At 76.0% G+C, this 14,693-nt stretch carries 13 protein-coding genes; 7 read left to right on the top strand and 6 right to left on the bottom strand.

Going from position 1 to position 14,693, the window contains the following annotated elements; translation table 11 throughout:
* Nucleotides 1–179: 179 nt before the first annotated feature.
* Both PGN05_RS18175 and PGN05_RS18170 read right to left on the bottom strand, forming a co-directional pair.
* Nucleotides 180–3,551, bottom strand: a complete 3,372-nt coding sequence (locus PGN05_RS18175; protein ID WP_419753971.1) for an LGFP repeat-containing protein — start codon at nt 3,549–3,551, stop codon at nt 180–182.
* On the bottom strand, nt 3,551–4,078 hold the full coding sequence (locus tag PGN05_RS18170) for a hypothetical protein (RefSeq protein WP_419753970.1): 528 nt from the start codon (nt 4,076–4,078) through the stop codon (nt 3,551–3,553). Before PGN05_RS18170 ends, PGN05_RS18175 begins: the two co-directional genes overlap by 1 nt.
* A gap of 162 nt (nt 4,079–4,240) precedes the next feature.
* Between PGN05_RS18170 and PGN05_RS18165 the strand changes: the two genes are divergently transcribed.
* From PGN05_RS18165 to PGN05_RS18150, 4 genes are all read left to right on the top strand, one after another.
* Nucleotides 4,241–5,167 (top strand): glycosyltransferase family 2 protein, encoded by a 927-nt coding sequence (locus PGN05_RS18165; RefSeq protein WP_419753969.1) that lies wholly within the window; start codon nt 4,241–4,243, stop codon nt 5,165–5,167.
* A 77-nt stretch (nt 5,168–5,244) separates the two neighbouring features.
* Nucleotides 5,245–6,345 carry a mannose-1-phosphate guanylyltransferase gene (locus PGN05_RS18160; RefSeq protein WP_419753968.1) on the top strand — a complete coding sequence of 367 codons (1,101 nt, stop codon included), beginning with the start codon at nt 5,245–5,247 and terminating at the stop codon, nt 6,343–6,345.
* A 47-nt stretch (nt 6,346–6,392) separates the two neighbouring features.
* Nucleotides 6,393–7,163, top strand: a complete 771-nt coding sequence (locus PGN05_RS18155; protein WP_419753967.1) for an SDR family NAD(P)-dependent oxidoreductase — start codon at nt 6,393–6,395, stop codon at nt 7,161–7,163.
* A 214-nt stretch (nt 7,164–7,377) separates the two neighbouring features.
* Nucleotides 7,378–8,166 (top strand): DNA-3-methyladenine glycosylase family protein, encoded by a 789-nt coding sequence (locus PGN05_RS18150; protein WP_419753966.1) that lies wholly within the window; start codon nt 7,378–7,380, stop codon nt 8,164–8,166.
* Between the two features lie 84 nt (nt 8,167–8,250).
* Here the strand turns inward: PGN05_RS18150 and rfbA are convergent, their stop codons facing one another.
* From rfbA to cofD, 3 genes are read right to left on the bottom strand one after another with little or no spacing between them, the layout of a single operon-like run.
* Nucleotides 8,251–9,123, bottom strand: a complete 873-nt coding sequence (gene rfbA / locus PGN05_RS18145) for a glucose-1-phosphate thymidylyltransferase RfbA (protein ID WP_419753965.1) — start codon at nt 9,121–9,123, stop codon at nt 8,251–8,253.
* A 29-nt stretch (nt 9,124–9,152) separates the two neighbouring features.
* Nucleotides 9,153–10,208, bottom strand: coding sequence for a coenzyme F420-0:L-glutamate ligase (locus PGN05_RS18140; protein ID WP_419753964.1), 1,056 nt, complete (start codon nt 10,206–10,208; stop codon nt 9,153–9,155).
* On the bottom strand, nt 10,201–11,160 hold the full coding sequence (cofD, locus tag PGN05_RS18135) for a 2-phospho-L-lactate transferase (RefSeq protein WP_419753963.1): 960 nt from the start codon (nt 11,158–11,160) through the stop codon (nt 10,201–10,203). Before cofD ends, PGN05_RS18140 begins: the two co-directional genes overlap by 8 nt.
* A gap of 232 nt (nt 11,161–11,392) precedes the next feature.
* On the opposite strand from cofD, the gene PGN05_RS18130 reads away from it, so the two are divergent.
* Entirely contained in the window at nt 11,393–11,716 is a 324-nt protein-coding gene (locus PGN05_RS18130) for a WhiB family transcriptional regulator (RefSeq protein WP_419753962.1), read from the top strand.
* Between the two features lie 145 nt (nt 11,717–11,861).
* Nucleotides 11,862–12,695, top strand: coding sequence for a hypothetical protein (locus tag PGN05_RS18125; RefSeq protein ID WP_419753961.1), 834 nt, complete (start codon nt 11,862–11,864; stop codon nt 12,693–12,695).
* Here the strand turns inward: PGN05_RS18125 and PGN05_RS18120 are convergent.
* The gene (locus PGN05_RS18120) at nt 12,670–13,692 is read right to left on the bottom strand and encodes a hypothetical protein (RefSeq protein WP_419753960.1); all 1,023 of its coding nucleotides are present in this window, start codon (nt 13,690–13,692) and stop codon (nt 12,670–12,672) included. The two genes, PGN05_RS18125 and PGN05_RS18120, sit on opposite strands and share 26 nt — an antisense overlap.
* Nucleotides 13,693–13,783: 91 nt before the next feature.
* On the opposite strand from PGN05_RS18120, the gene PGN05_RS18115 reads away from it, so the two are divergent.
* The gene (locus tag PGN05_RS18115; RefSeq protein WP_419753959.1) at nt 13,784–14,671 is read left to right on the top strand and encodes a phosphotransferase; all 888 of its coding nucleotides are present in this window, start codon (nt 13,784–13,786) and stop codon (nt 14,669–14,671) included.
* Nucleotides 14,672–14,693: the final 22 nt, after the last annotated feature.

Genomic DNA, 14,693 nt, shown 5'->3' with positions numbered 1-14,693 from the left:
CCCGGGCGCTCCGCCTCCGGTGGCTGCCGGCCGCGACGGAGCTGTGGCTCGGGGTGACCCGGCCCGCTGCCGGCACGACGGGCCCCGTCGCGTGGGGACCTGGCCGGTGGTGGCGGCACACGCACAGAGGGGGCGCCGCCGCGGTCGCGGCGACGCCCCCTCCCGGAGCCGACCGGGGACTACCGGACGGTGACCACCGGGGCGTTGCTGCCGGTCTGGGCGATCGTCCCGTGCTGGAAGCTCTGGGTGCGGACGTCACCGGTCACCCGCTCCCCGGACGTCGGGTAGCCCAGCGGCCCGCCCTCCCCGCCCGAGCCGTCGTAGGCCCTGGACAGGTCGCCGATGACCGCGTGCGCGCCGGTGGCCGGGGAGTGGTGGATGCGGCCGTTCCGGAAGGCCTGGGTCAGCCCGCTGTCCTTCGTGGCGTAGGCCGAGGACATCGGGTAGCCCAGCCGGCCGGACTCGCCGAGGAGGGCGTCGTAGGCCGCGGAGATCGGCGCCAGGACGGGGAATCCGCCGGTCGCCGGGGACCAGTGGATCCGGCCCTTCTGGAAGGCCTGGGTCCAACCGTTGCCGGCGGTCGGGTACCGGTCGCCGATCGGGTACCCGAGCGGCCCGGACTCGCCGCGCACCGTGTCGTAGACCGCGGAGACCTCCCCGATCACCGCCCGAGCCCCCGTCGCCGGCGACCAGTGGATGCGGCCGTGCTGGAAGGCCTGCGTGAACCCGCTGTTTGCGGTGGCGTACCGACCGGTCACGGGGTAGCCCAGGGCACTGGTCTCGCCGAACAGGCGGTCGTAGGCCTTCGACAGCTCGCCGACCACGGCGTGGGCTCCCGTGGCCGGGGAGTAGTGGATGCGGCCCTTCTGGAAGGACTGCGTCCAGCCGCTGTCCTTGGTCGGGTACCGCTCGGCGGTCGGGTACCCCAGGTCACCGGCTGGACCACCGGCCGCGGCGTACGCGCCGGCGATGCTGCCGAGGACGGGCTGGGCACCGGTGGACGCCGAGTACGCGATCCGACCGTTCTGGAACTCCTGCGACCAGCCCGACCCCGGCGTGGCAGCCCGGTCGCCGACCGGGTAGCCGAGCGGCCCGGACTCGCCCCGCTGGGCGTCGTAGACGGCGGCCAGGGGGGCCAGGACGGCGTGGGCACCCGTGGCGGGGGAGGAGTGGATGCGGCCGTTGGCGAAGGGCTGCGTCCACCCGTCACCCGGAGTGGCGTACCGCTCCATGGCCGGCATGCCCAGCGGACCCGTCGGGCCCCCACTGGCGGTGTAGGCGGTGGCGATGTCCCCGAGGACGGCGCGGGCGGGCCCGGTCGTGCCCGCCAGGACCAGGCCGCCGGCGAACGTCTGCGACTGACCGCCCGCGGCCAGGGCGGACTGCTCGGCGGTCGGGTCGCCGAGCGGGCCCGAGGCACCGTCGAGTGCCGTCCACCGCGTGGCGATGGCGCCGCGCACGGTGCGGGGACCGCTGGAGGTCAGGACGAGCGCGCCCTCCTCGAACTGCTGGACGGTGCTGCCGGTCCGGCTCGTCGCCTGCTCGCCGGTGGGCCAACCGAGGCTGCCGGTGGGCCCGCCGAGGGCGTCGTAGGCGCTGAGCAGCGGTCCCCACACCGACTGGGCCCCGGTGTCGGGACCGTCGAGGATGACGCCGTTCTGGAACGTCTGCGAGGCGCCGTCGGCGACGGCCCGGCGGGCCCCCGTCGGCTCCCCGAGGACCCCGGAGGCGCCGCCGGCGGCGGAGTAGCGCGCCCCGAGGTCACCCTCGACGGTGCGGATCGCGCCGCCGGAGCTGATGACGAGGGTGCCCTTCTCGAAGACCTGGGCGACGCCGCGGGCCGTCGTGGCGTACTGGCCGGCGATGGGGTAGCCGAGCGCGCCCGACTCGCCCTGACGGGCGTCGTAGGCCGCGGACAGCGCACCGATGACCGGGTGGGCGCCGGTGGTCGGCGAGTAGTGGATGCGGCCGTTCTGGAAGGCCTGGGTCCAGCCGTCACCCGCAGTGCGGTACCGGTCGGTCGTGGGGTAGCCGAGCGCGCCGGACTCCCCTCGGACCGCGTCGTACGCCTGCGAGATCGGGCCGATCACCGCGCGGGCACCGGTGGTCGGCGACCAGTGGATGCGGCCGCTCTGGAAGGCCTGCGTGACGCCGCCGCCGGCGGTCGCGTACTGCGGGCTGACGGGGTACCCCAGCGGTCCGCTCTCCCCACCCAGTCCGTCGTAGACCGGGGAGAAGACCCCGTTCACGACGTGCGCGCCGGTGGTCGGCGACCAGTGGATGCGGCCGCTCTGGAAGGCCTGGGTGGAGCCGCCGTTGGGCGTCGGGTACTGGTCCGTCGTGGGGTAGCCCAGGAACCCGGACTCACCCCCGACCGAGTCGTAGGTAGCCCCGATCTGGCCGATCACGGGGTGGGCGCCGGTCGCCGGGCTGTAGTGGATCCGGCCCCGCTCGAACGGCTGGGTCCAGCCGTCGTTCCTCGTGGGGTACCGGCCCGCGATCGGGTAACCCAGCGCGCCGCTCTCGCCACCCCAGGAGTCGTACTTCGCCGCCAGCGGGTTCATGACGGCATGTGCTCCGGTGGTCGGCGACCAGTGGATGCGGCCGTTCTGGAAGGCCTGGGTCAGGCCGCCTCCGGGCGTGGGGTACTGGTTGCCGACCGCGTCACCGAGCGGGCCCGAACCCGCACCGTTGGCGTCGTACGCCCCGCTGATGGCGCCGGTGACACTGAAGCTGACCTGGGTGCTGCCGAACCAGTCGGTGAACATCCGCCAGAAGTTGCGGTTGCCGTAGGCCGAGCACCCGTCACCGGTGCCGTAGAGGTTCCTCATGGCGGCGGCGTTGGGCTGGTAGGGCGTGTAGATGTACAGCGCCGCGGTCGCCCGGGTGTGGATGTAGACGGTCGAGCCGCCGCAGTTCGCGTTCGGGTTCCACTGGATGTAGTTGTCGCGGCCCGCTCGGTACGAGTAGCTGTTCGGGTTGTTCGTGTACCGCTTGTACTGCCAGGCGGCCTTGTAGACCTGGTTGTAGAAGCCGTAGAACTGCGCGTCGCACGGCGCGGTGTCGGGGCAGCCGTACCCGGTGGCCTTCTTGTACGCGTTGTCCCAGGTGGGGTTCGTCTTGGTGACCAGGCTGGTCTCCTTCTGCAGGAGCACCAGCAGCACCATCGGGTTGACACCGCAGGCCTGGGCGACCTTGTGGATGATCCGTGAGGCCCGCTCCCCGCCTGCGCCGGCGTACTCCCCGCACTGGGCGTCGGCGCCGCGGTTCCAGGTGTTCTCGTAGAAGTCGCGGAGGCAGGTGAAGCCGGCGGTGCACTGCGGGTTCTTCGCCTCGAGGAACGCCTGGATGCCGTACTCGCTCATCGTCTGGGAGTTGAAGAAGACCGAGTCGGCGATGATGTTGCCGGGGTTGAAGTCGGGCGCGTTGGCTGCCTGGGCCGGTGTCGTGGGCCCCGACAGCAGCGACAGGACGACGGCCAGCGGCAGCAGTGCCAGGAGCACCAGAGCCGGCCGGCGTCGTGCCGTGCCCTCCCCGCGTCGAGCCGCCATCAGAGGGTCACCTCGCGGGTCTCGCTGGTCAGCTCGGTCGTGGCCGAGGTGTAGGTCACCGACACGGCCCAGGTGCCCTCGGCGTCGCTCGGGACGTCGATGCTCAGTGCGCCGCACTCGGTGGTGGACGGGCCGGCTTCGGGCTCCGAGGGGTCGCTCTCCAGCGTCGTGCCGTCCTGCTCGGCGGTCAGCACGCACCGGCCGCCGGCCTCGACGGCACCCTGGATGAAGGCTGCGGCCTCGATGGAGTCGCCCCCGGGAGACGCCTCGGCGAAGGTCAGCACCAGCGCGGCCGTGGTCACGGGTGCGTCGGTCTGCACGGTGTCGATCTGCTCCGACGGGGCGTCGCTGGGCGGCACCTCGACCTGGTCGGTGCGCTGCGCCGGCGAGGCCGACGGGTCCTCGCCCTGCCCGGTGCACGCGGAGAGCAGGAGCGCGCCGCCCAGCAGCGCGCCGGCGACGTGGCCGACGCGACGGGGCGAGCAGGGGGTCACGGAGGCGCCGGGGCGCAGGCGAGGATGGAGCACGCACTGACGATAAGTGACGGTGCCCTGACTCCCCGTTGTCTCATCGGCGTGTGAAGGAGTAGTCCGAACCGGCTCGTACCGTTCGTCACCGCCGTCCCACCCGCCCCGGCTCCCGGCGCACGGGTGGAGGGCTGGCGGCGGGCCCCTCGTAGGGTTCTCCGCGTGACCGAACTCCCTGCCGCCCCGCTGCGCGTCGTGGCGGTGACGTACTCGCCGGGGGAGGCCCTCGAGGGCTTCGTCGACTCCCTGGCCGAGGCGACGACCCGCCCGGTGGAGGTCGTGCTGGCCGACAACGGCTCCACCGACGGCGCGCCGGAGCGGTCGGCGGCCGCGCACCCCCACGTCCGGCTGCTGCGCACCGGCGGCAACATCGGCTACGGCGCCGCCGTGAACGCCGGGCTGGCGGGCCTGACCGAGGGCTACGCCGTCGTGGCCAACCCCGACGTGCGCTTCGACCCCGGGTCCATCGACGAGATGCTCGCCGTCGCGGCGCGGTGGCCGCGGGCGGCCACGATCGGCCCGGCGATCCGCACGCCCGAGGGTGAGCTGTACCCCTCGGCCCGCGACCTGCCCCGGCTGTCCACGGGGGCCGGGCACGCCCTGCTCGGGTGGGCCTGGCCGGGCAACCCCTGGACCGCTCGGTACCGACGGGAGCGGGAGGACCCGCGCGAGCGGCCGGCGGGCTGGCTGTCCGGGTCGTGCCTGCTCGTCGACGTCGCCGCGTTCTGGTCGGTCGGTGGCTTCGACCCCGGCTACTTCATGTACTTCGAGGACGTCGACCTCGCCGAGCGGCTGGGCCGGCGCGGTTGGTTGCACGTCTACGCGCCCACGGCGGTGGTCACCCACGAGGGTGGCCACGCCACCCGCCGCGAACCGCACCGCATGCAGCGCGTGCACCACACGAGCGCGCTGCGCTACCTGTCCGCCCAGTACCCGCTGCGGCGGCACGCGCCGCTCCGGCTGGTGCTGCGGGGTGGGCTCGGCGCCCGGATGCTCGTGTCCTACGTCAGCGGCCGAGTGGCCGCCGGTGCCCGCTTCCAGCGCCGGGCGGTCGGGGTGGGCCGGGCCGCTCGTCGTCCTCCGGCCTGACCCCGCCGACCAGGAGCCCCGGCGGCATCGACCAGGATGGGCGCCGGACGTGCTGGCCAGGTCGAGGGAGGAGCGCCGTGCGGCATGCCGTGATCATGGCCGGCGGCTCGGGGACGCGGCTGTGGCCGCTGTCGCGGGCCGACCGGCCGAAGCAGCTGCTGGACGTCGTCAGCGACGGGGACGGCGGCGCGGCGCACAGCCTGCTCGCCGAGGCGTTCACCCGCCTGGAGGCGGTGCTGCCCGCCGAGCGGATCTGGGTCTGCACCGCCGCCCGCTACGGCGACCAGGTGCGGGCCGCGCTGCCGCGGCTGCGCGCCGACCGCCTGGTGCTCGAGCCGGTCGCCCGCGACACCGCCAACGCCGTCGGCCTGGCCGCCGCGCTGGTGGCCGACGTCGACCCGGACGCGGAGCTGGCCGTGGTGAGCGCCGACCACGTCATCCGACCGGTGGAGCGGTTCGCCGCCGCGCTGACGCGGGCCTACGACGCGCTCGCCGCGCGCCCCCGCTCCCTGGTCACGCTCGGCATCCGGCCCACCGCCCCGGCGACCGGGTTCGGCTACGTCCAGCGCGGTGCGGCCACCGAGGTGCCGGGCGTGGCGGAGGCGGCGTCGTTCCGGGAGAAGCCCGACCGCGCCACCGCCGAGGCCTACCTGGCCTCGGGGGAGTACCTCTGGAACTCCGGCATGTTCGTCTGGCGGGCCCGCACGGTGCTCGACGCCCTGGCCGACCACCTGCCCGAGTCCGCGGCGGGCCTGGCCCGGGTGGTCGCCGTCCCGGCCGGTGCGGCGCGGGACGCCGAGCTCGCGGCGGTCTTCCCGACGCTGCCCAAGATCAGCGTCGACTACGCCGTCCTGGAGCCGGCGGCGACCGAGCCGGGGCGGGTGCTCGTCGCCGACCTGGACGTCGACTGGCTGGACGTCGGCTCCTGGCCGGCGCTCGCCGCCACGCTGGAGACAGTGGGGGAGAACGCGGTGCGCGGGCTGGCGGTCACCCTCGACAGCGCCGGCAACATCGTCTTCAGCGACGACCCCGAGCACCTCGTGGCCCTCGTGGGCGTGCGCGACAGCGTCGTCGTCGCCACCCGCGACGTGACGATGGTCTGCCCGGTGGGCGACGCCGAGCGGGTCAAGCAGTTGCTGGGTGCGGTGGAGGAACGGCACGGGTCGCGGTTCAGCTGAGGGAGGACCTCCCCGCCCCCCGCAGACCGCCCGATAGCCTCCCGGGCGTGAAGGACTTCGACGTCGCCGCGGTCGTCTCCGGCGGGGCCTCCGGGCTCGGCGAGGCGACGGTGCGGGCCCTCGCCGCGCGGGGCGCGGCCGTCACCATCCTCGACCTGCAGGAGGACAAGGGCGCCGCGCTCGCCGCGGAGCTGGGCGGGCACACCACCTTCGTCCGCACCGACGTCACCGACCCCGCGTCGGTGGAGGCCGCGGTCACCGAGGCCACGGGGAAGGACCGGCCGCTGCGGATCGCGGTCAACTGCGCCGGCATCGGCACCGCGCAGCGCACCGTGGGCAAGGGCAACGTCCCGCACGACTTCGACCCGTTCGTCCGCACGGTGATGGTCAACCTGGTCGGCACCTTCAACGTGCTGCGCCTCGCCGCGGCCGCGATGGCCGCCACCGAGCCGGGGGAGGACGGCGAGCGCGGAGTCGTGGTGAACACCGCCTCGATCGCCGCCTACGACGGGCAGATCGGCCAGATCGCGTACTCGGCGTCCAAGGGCGGCATCGTCGGGATGACCCTGCCGGCGGCCCGCGACCTGTCCGGCGTGGGCGTGCGCGTGTGCACGATCGCCCCGGGGCTGGTGGACACGCCCCTGCTGGGCAGCCTGCCCGAGGAGGCCCGTCTGAGCCTGTCCGCGGGCATACCCTTCCCCAAGCGCCTCGGGCGCCCGGCGGACTTCGCCGAGCTGGCCCTGGCCATCGTCGAGCACGGTTACCTGAACGGCGAGGTCATCCGGATGGACGGCGCACTCCGGATGGCGCCGCGCTGACCCCGGCCGGCCGGCTGCGACCGGCCGGTCCCTCTTCCCCGGGGAGCACCAGCTGAGCACCACCACCCTCGTTCCCACCGGCCGGGACGTCCCGGCGTTCACCGACGCCTGGCGGCCCGACTGGCCGCTCGACGTCCGGCGGGCCCTCTTCCCGCACCAGCGCAGCGCCGGCGACCCCACGCTGCGGCACACCGACGACGGCACCTGGCGCACGGTGAGCACCCCCGACGGCCCGGCGACCGTCCGGATCACGGTGCGGGCCGGCGAGGTGCGGATCACCGCCTGGGGGCCGGGGGCCCAACGGGCGGGGACGGCGGTCCCCGCGTGGCTCGGTGCCGCCGACCGGCCGGAGGACTTCGACCCGTGCGGCCACCCGCTGCTCACCCGCCTGCACCGCACGACGCCCTGGCTGCGGCTGGGCAGCACCGGCCGCACCTGGGACGCGCTGGTGCCCGCCGTCCTCGAGCAGAAGGTGACCGTGGTCGAGGCGCACCGGGTGTGGCGGGCGCTGCTGCGGCTGGCCGGCGAGCCCGCGCCGGGCCCGGCGCCCGAGGGCATGCGGGTGATCCCCTCGCCGCGGCGGCTGCTGGACGTGACCGACTGGGAGTGGCACCGCTGCGGCCTGGACGGCGCCCGCCGCCGGGCGCTCCGGGCGGTCGCGGGGGTCGCCTCCCGGCTGGAGCCGGACCACGCCGCGGACTCGCCCACCCTGCAGCGCCGGATGTGCACCGTGCCCGGCATCGGCGTCTGGACGGCGGCCGAGGTGGTGCAGCGCGTGTTCGGCTGCCCGGACACCGTCAGCTACGGCGACTACCACCTGAAGAACCAGGTGGGGTTCGCGCTGACCGGTGCGGCGAGGACCGACGACGACGGGATGATGGCGCTGCTCGAGCCCTGGCGCGGGCAGCGGCAGCGGGTGGTGCGGCTGCTGCTGGCCGGGGGAGTCGCCCGGGCGCCGCGCTTCGGCCCACGCAACGCCCCCACCGACCACCGCCGCATCTGAGGCCGGCCGGGTCCCGCCTCGGCTCCTGGCCCCCTGCAGGGTCCCGCCGCGAGCTTGCGAGCGGTGGGGGGCAGGGGGTCCTCTTCAAGCCAGGGGGTCGTCGAGCAGGCGGAGCAGGTAGTCGCCGTAGCCGCTCTTGCCCAGCGGCTCGGCCGCCCGGCGCAGGCCGTCGTCGTCCAGCCAGCCCTGTCGCCAGGCGACCTCCTCGATGCAGCCGATCTTGAGGCCCTGCCGCTCCTCGACGACGGAGACGAACTCGGTGGCCTGCCGCAGCGAGGCGAAGGTCCCGGTGTCCAGCCACGCGGTGCCGCGGTCGAGCACGGTCACGCGCAGCCGGCCCGCGCGCAGGTAGTGGTCGTTGACGGCGGTGATCTCCAGCTCGCCGCGCGGGCTCGGCGTGATGCCGCGGGCGACGTCGACCACGCCGGCCTCGTAGAAGTAGAGGCCGGGCACCGCGTAGGGGCTCTTGGGCCGCTGCGGCTTCTCCTCGATGGAGAGCACCCGGCGGTCGGCGTCGAACTCGACCACGCCGTAGTCCTGCGGGTTGGCCACGTGGTAGGCGAAGACGTGCCCGCCGTCGGGGTCCGGGAGTCGGCCCAGCGCGGTGCCGAGGCCGGCCCCGTAGAAGATGTTGTCGCCCAGCACGAGGGCCACCGAGGAGTCGCCGACGAACTCCGCGCCGATCAGGAACGCCTGAGCCAGGCCCTCGGGCCGCGGCTGGACGGCGTACTCGATCCGCATGCCCAGCCGGTTGCCGTCGCCCAGCAGCGCCCGGAACGCCTCCTGGTCACCGGGTGTCGTGATCACCAGGACCTCGCGCACCCCGGCCATCATCAGCGTGGACAGCGGGTAGTAGACCATCGGCTTGTCGTAGACGGGCATCAGCTGCTTGCTGACCGCCTGGGTGATCGGGAAGAGGCGGCTGCCGGTGCCCCCGGCCAGGATGATCCCGCGCATGATCGGCGACGCTACCCAGGCGACCGCGGTCAGGACGACGGCGAGCCGAGCCACAACCTCCCGACGAGGGAGGAGCCGCCGGGCGTGCCGACCGGCTCCCAGCGCGTCGTCCAGCCCTCGGCGTGCAGCTGCACGATGACCGCCCCCACCAGCGCACCGAGGTTCAGCGCGGTCGTCGTGGTGGCCCGCTCCGGCAGGTGGACGTCCACCACGCCGTCGTCGGCCCCGCCGTAGCGCACCACCACCGGGAACTCCGGCAGGGCGGCCACGGCCACCCGGAACGCCGCGGCGACGGCCGCCAGCTCGCCCGGGCGCGGCACGAGGTCGTCGGCCGGCGCGCGCGAGCCGACCAGGTCCCGGCTGCCGTAGGGGAACAGGTCCCCGGGGCCGAGGCGGACCAGCGGACGGGTGCCGGCGTCCTCGGCCGGCCGCTCGACGGGCAGCCCCCGGACGACGGCCACCGGGATGCCGCCGAGCTTGCCCTTGACGAGGTCGGCGGCGGCGGCCAGCTCGTCGACGACGGCGACCTGCGTGGTCTCCAGCCGGTTGCCGTGCGCGTCGAGGTCCCCGCGGTGGTCGGTGAGCGCGGCGATCCCCGCGGACCCCACCGCGACGTCGGTGAGTCCCTCCCGCCAGGTGCGGCCGAAGGTGTCACTGACGATGACCGCGACGTCCACCCCGAGCAGCTCGGCCAGCCGTGCGCGCAGCGCCCGGGCGGAGGCGTCGGCGTCCTCCGGCAGGAGCACCAGCGCGTCCCCGGCCACGTTGGAGGCGTCGATGCCCGCCGCGGCCACCACCCAGCCCTGCCGGGTCTCCACGATCTTCAGCGGCCCGCGCCGGGCCACCACCCGCACCGTCTCGGCGTCGATGGCGCGCTGGCGGGCGAGCTCCCGGTCCGTGCCGGGCTCCACCCGCACCAGGCGGCCCTCGACCTTGGACACCACCTTGGAGGTGACGACGACGACGTCGCCGTCGGCCAGCCAGGGGGCGCCGGCCGCGATCGCGGCGGCCAGGTCGTCGCCGGGGACGAACTCGGGCAGCCCGTGCACCGGCAGGACGGTGATCCCGGGCGGCTCGCTAGACACCCGCGGCGTCCAGGGCGGCGCGGGCCATCGCGGCGGTCGCCGCCGGGTCGGTCATGAGCAGCGGCACGGCGCGGACGTCGACGCCGGGGACGTCGGCGGGATCGCCGGTGTGCACCAGCCAGGCGTCGAGCAGGCCGCCGGCGGAGCGGGCGCCGTAGTGCCGGCCGACCCCCTCGGCGCTGACCTCCACGCCGATGACCGGCAGGCAGCGGTCGGCCATCCCGCGGACCACCGCGCCCGACACGATGGGGGAGACCCCGACCACGCGGCCCGGCGTCGCGAGCAGCGCCGCACGCAGGCCGGGCACGCCCAGCACCGTGCCGATCGAGACGACGGGGTTCGACGGGGCCAGCAGCACCGCGTCGGCCGCGGCGAACGCCTCGGCGACCCCGGGCGCGGGGCGGGCGGCGTCCACGCCCACCTGGACGAAGGCCGACGCGTCGAGGGCGGCGCGGTGGCGCACCCACCACTCCTGGAAGTGGAGCGCCTGCGGGCGGCCGGTCGCGGGGTCGGTCACGACGACGTGGGTCTCCACCCGCTGGTCGCTCATCGGCAGCAGCTCCACCCCGGGCTGCCAGCGGTCGGCCAGCGCCGCGGTCACCTGGGAGAGCGGGTAGCCGGCGTCCAGCATCCGGGTGCGCACGAGGTGGGTGGCGACGTCGCGGTCGCCGAGGCCGAACCACGTCGGCTCGGCGCCGTAGGCGGCCAGCTCCTCCTTGACCGTCCAGCTCTCGCCGGCCCGCCCCCACCCGCGCTCGGGGTCGATGCCGCCGCCCAGGGTGTACATGACCGTGTCCAGGTCGGGGCAGATCCGGAGCCCGTGCATCGTCACGTCGTCCCCGGTGTTGACGACGGCCGTGACCCGGGCGCCCGGCGCCGCGGCCTTCACGCCGGCCAGGAAACGGGCGCCGCCGACCCCTCCGGCGAGCACGACGATCTCCACGAAAGTCATCGTGCCCGATGGGCACTTGTCGACTGTTCGCCGGGCGTGTCATGGGGTGCCACGAGATGTGACGAACACGGCGTGACAGATGGGGCTGGTGTGGCGGGGCGCTTACACCGAGCGAAGTTGACGGCTACGCAACGACACGCGTGTAATTCCGGCGGTGTCAGCGAGTGCCGAGCGGCCCGGGATCGTCCCGCGGAACGCAGATCGGGACGACAGCGAGAGGGGACGCATCGTCATGGGAGAGGTCTCGTTCTTGAGCGACTACATCGGGGGTCCGGAGCGCAGCGCCGACCGGGGGCCGGTCTTCAGCGGCCTGTGGAACGCGGGTCTGGAGGCCGACGCCCAGTCGTGGCAGGAGCGCGCCCTGTGCGCCGAGACCGACCCCGAGGCCTTCTTCCCGGAGAAGGGCGGCTCGACCCGCGAGGCCAAGAAGATCTGCACCGGCTGCGAGGTCAAGGCCGAGTGCCTCGAGTACGCGCTGGCCAACGACGAGCGCTTCGGCATCTGGGGCGGGCTCTCCGAGCGGGAGCGTCGCCGGCTCCGCCGCCGCGCGGTCTGAAAGAGGACCCTCCTGCCCCCCACCGCTCGCTTGCTCGCGGCGGGACCCTGCAGGAGGGCCGACGGAGCGCCCGATGGCGCCGGCCCTGAGTCGTTCGCGCAGCCCCCGACGGGTCTCCGTCGGGGGCTGTGGTGCCATTCGGGGCGTGTCGGACGGTGACGGCGGGCTGCGGGTGGCCACCGGGCGGGCGGAGGTGGTGCGCGAGCTGCGCGCCGCCGGGGCGCTGCTGGCCGGTGTGCGTGCCCCCGTCCCGGCCCGCCCGCCCTGGCTGACCGTCGCGCTGAACGCCGGCGGTCCCGGGCGCCCGGTCGCGCTGGTCGCCGACGGCGCCGGCAACCGGCCCGCGGGCCTGGCCGCGCTGGTCCTCCGCGGCCGGGGGGTGGCGGTGACCGCCGGCCTGCTCGGGGACCGGCTGCCTGCCCCCGAGGGAACGCCGCCGGCGCGCATCCCGGTGCGCGACGACGCGACCGCCGACCGCCTGGCCGCGGGCGTCCTCGCCCTCCTGGAGTCGCTGCGCCGGCCGTGGACGCTGCGGCTCACCGGCCTCCCGATGGGCGACCCCACCCTGCGGGCGCTGGGCCGGCTCCGCCCGGACGCCGCCTTCGCCAACGCCCGCAGCGCCCGGCTGGTCGACGAGCTCGCCGCGGCCGGCGCCGTCGTCCGCAGCCGGGACCCCCGCGACGTCGAGGCCGCGCTGCCCGCCCTGCTGGCCTCCCGGCCCGACCGGCGGGGACGGACCGCGCTGCGCGCGGCGGCCCGGCTGCACGCCGCGATCGGCCAGGTCGAGGTCGCCACGGTGACCGACGGCGACCGGCTCCGGGCCGGGCTGCTCACGCTCGTGGACGGAACCGGCCGGCAGCCGTGGTGGGGCTGGTCCGACGCCGGGGGGCTGCGCACGGAGATGGGCGCGCCCGTGGTGACCCTGGCCCTGCGCGGCGGACCGGCCGGGCCGTTCAGTCGCCGTAGCCGAGCCGGTTGAGCGCCGCGTCGTCGACCGTGCCCACCCGGTCGGTGCCCAGGAACAGCGTGCCCTCGGCGGTCGCCCGGCCCTCCTGCACCCGCCCGGCGGGCGCCGCGGTCACGGCCAGCTCGTAGACCCGGCCCGTGTAGGCCGGGGCGGTACCGATCGGCCGGGTGTAGGTCGGGAACCGGCCGCTGACCCGGAGCCGCTCGCCCTCCCGCGTCACGGTGAGCGCGGGGGAGGGCAGGTCGGCGTACTCGGTGGTGGCGCGGGCGCAGCCGGCCTCCTCCGGGTCGGCCGGCGCGCGGTCGGTCATGCAGTTCCACGTCGGCATCCGGACGTGCGCGAGCGCCGCCGTCCCGTCACCGCGCGCGCTGACGCTCACCAGCGGCTCCGCCACGGTCACCCCGACGGCGTGCCGCTCGACGACGATCGCGCCGAAGGCCAGGCGCGCGGTCACACCCTCCTCGCCCGGCGGCACGGAGAGGTTCGCGAGCGCTCCGGCGCCGCTCTCGCCCGGCAGCGGATCGGCGGGGACCCCCGGCAGCTCGGGCACCGGGAGGGTGGTCGCCGTCGGAGCCGGCGTCACCGTCGGGCCGGCGGTGGGGGTGCCGCCCGACGGGGGTGCCGGGGACGCCGCGGGGTCCCCGGCGTCGTCCGTGCTGCCCGCGACCGCGGCCAGGACGGCGACCAGCACCAGCGCGGCGGCCGCCATCGCGGCCACCACGCGACCGGTCGGCGCATCGCCGGCCGCGGGCGCGGCGGCCTCCGGCTCGCCCTCGACCGCCGCGGCCGGCGGTCCGGCCGGGATCCCGGGGGGTGCGTCCAGGAAGCCCGGCAGGTCGTCGTGCGCCCACCGGGGCGGCGGCGGTGCCGGGGGCTGCGGGACCTCCGGCGCGGCGCCGTCCGAGCGGCCGCGCCCGCGCGCCAGCTGGGCCGCGGCCAGGGCGGCCAGCGCCAGCAGGGCCAGGCCCAGGACGACCCAGGGCACGGCGGCCGGCGCGGAGGACTCCATCGCCGGGAAGCATCCCAGCCGCCGGCGCCGCACCCCGGGCGGTCCGCGGATCCCCCTGCGACCGGAGGGCCGGACTGGGACGATCCTCGCGATGAGCAGCAGCAGCGGGTCGACGGCGGCGGACGGCGCGGCACGGGAGCGGGTGGCCGCGCTCCTGACCGAGCTCGGGGTGGATCAGCCGCTCACGGGGGTGACCGACCTCGCGGCGACGCTCGGGGTGGTGCAGGGGGTGCTGTCCGACCGGGTGGTCGACCTCGCCGTCACCGAGAGCGGCCGGCGGCGGGTGCGGGCCGAGCTGCGCGGCCGGCGCTGGGCGGAGGAGCGGCAGATCGGCGTCCCCGACGTGCTGGCCGCCGCCGACGACGGGCGGTGGCTGCTGTCCCGGCGCATCCACCCCGTCGCGACCGGCGGCTCGCGGTGGACGGAGTCGGCCGTCGACGCCGCGGTGCGGATCGCGCCGCTCCCCGCACCGTCGGGCAGTCCCTGGCAGCCGCCGGCCCGCCCGGCCCTGCGCCGCGCCCGCGCGTCGGTCGGCGACGCCGGCCGGCTGCTGCGCGGCGGCGTGCGGATGGGGGAGCTGCGCGCCGTCCGTGCCGCGGCCGCCCAGCTGCCGCTGTCGGAGGTCACCCACGGCGACCTGCGGGCGGCCAACGCCGTCCTCGACGACGGCGGCCGGCTCGTCGTGCTCGAGTGGACCGGCGTCCGGGCCGGCCCGCGGCACCGCGACCTGCTCACCCTGTGGGCCACCAGTCCCGACGAGGAGGACCGCGCCCGCATCGCCCAGGTCGTGCTGGACCGCACCGCCGGCTGGGAGGAGCCGGACGTCGGCCTGCTCTGGCACGCGGTGGCCCTCGAGCAGCTGGTCGAGCGGATCACCCGGCCCGGCCGTGGCGGCGCGCTCGACCTCGCGTTCAGCCGGGCGCGGCTGGCCGACGCCCGGGGCATCGCCGCCGAGCTGGGCAGCCCCGTCGCGGTCTAGGAAGCAATGCCTGCGTGATGGC

The sequence above is a fragment of the Geodermatophilus sp. CPCC 206100 genome (assembly GCF_048569675.1).
Classification (GTDB): Bacteria; Actinomycetota; Actinomycetes; order Mycobacteriales; family Geodermatophilaceae; genus Geodermatophilus.
Note: the sequence above shows the minus strand (reverse complement) of the source record. Positions and strands in the feature narration are given on the sequence as shown.

What these genes read in the sequence shown, in the direction of transcription:
- PGN05_RS18130 (WP_419753962.1), top strand. Translation starts at nt 11,393, where the DNA reads ATGGGAGAGGTCTCGTTCTTGAGCGACTACATCGGGGGTCCGGAGCGC.
- PGN05_RS18120 (WP_419753960.1), bottom strand. Translation starts at nt 13,692, where the DNA reads ATGGAGTCCTCCGCGCCGGCCGCCGTGCCCTGGGTCGTCCTGGGCCTG.
- rfbA (WP_419753965.1), bottom strand. Translation starts at nt 9,123, where the DNA reads ATGCGCGGGATCATCCTGGCCGGGGGCACCGGCAGCCGCCTCTTCCCG.
- PGN05_RS18175 (WP_419753971.1), bottom strand. Translation starts at nt 3,551, where the DNA reads ATGGCGGCTCGACGCGGGGAGGGCACGGCACGACGCCGGCCGGCTCTG.
- cofD (WP_419753963.1), bottom strand. Translation starts at nt 11,160, where the DNA reads ATGACTTTCGTGGAGATCGTCGTGCTCGCCGGAGGGGTCGGCGGCGCC.
- PGN05_RS18115 (WP_419753959.1), top strand. Translation starts at nt 13,784, where the DNA reads ATGAGCAGCAGCAGCGGGTCGACGGCGGCGGACGGCGCGGCACGGGAG.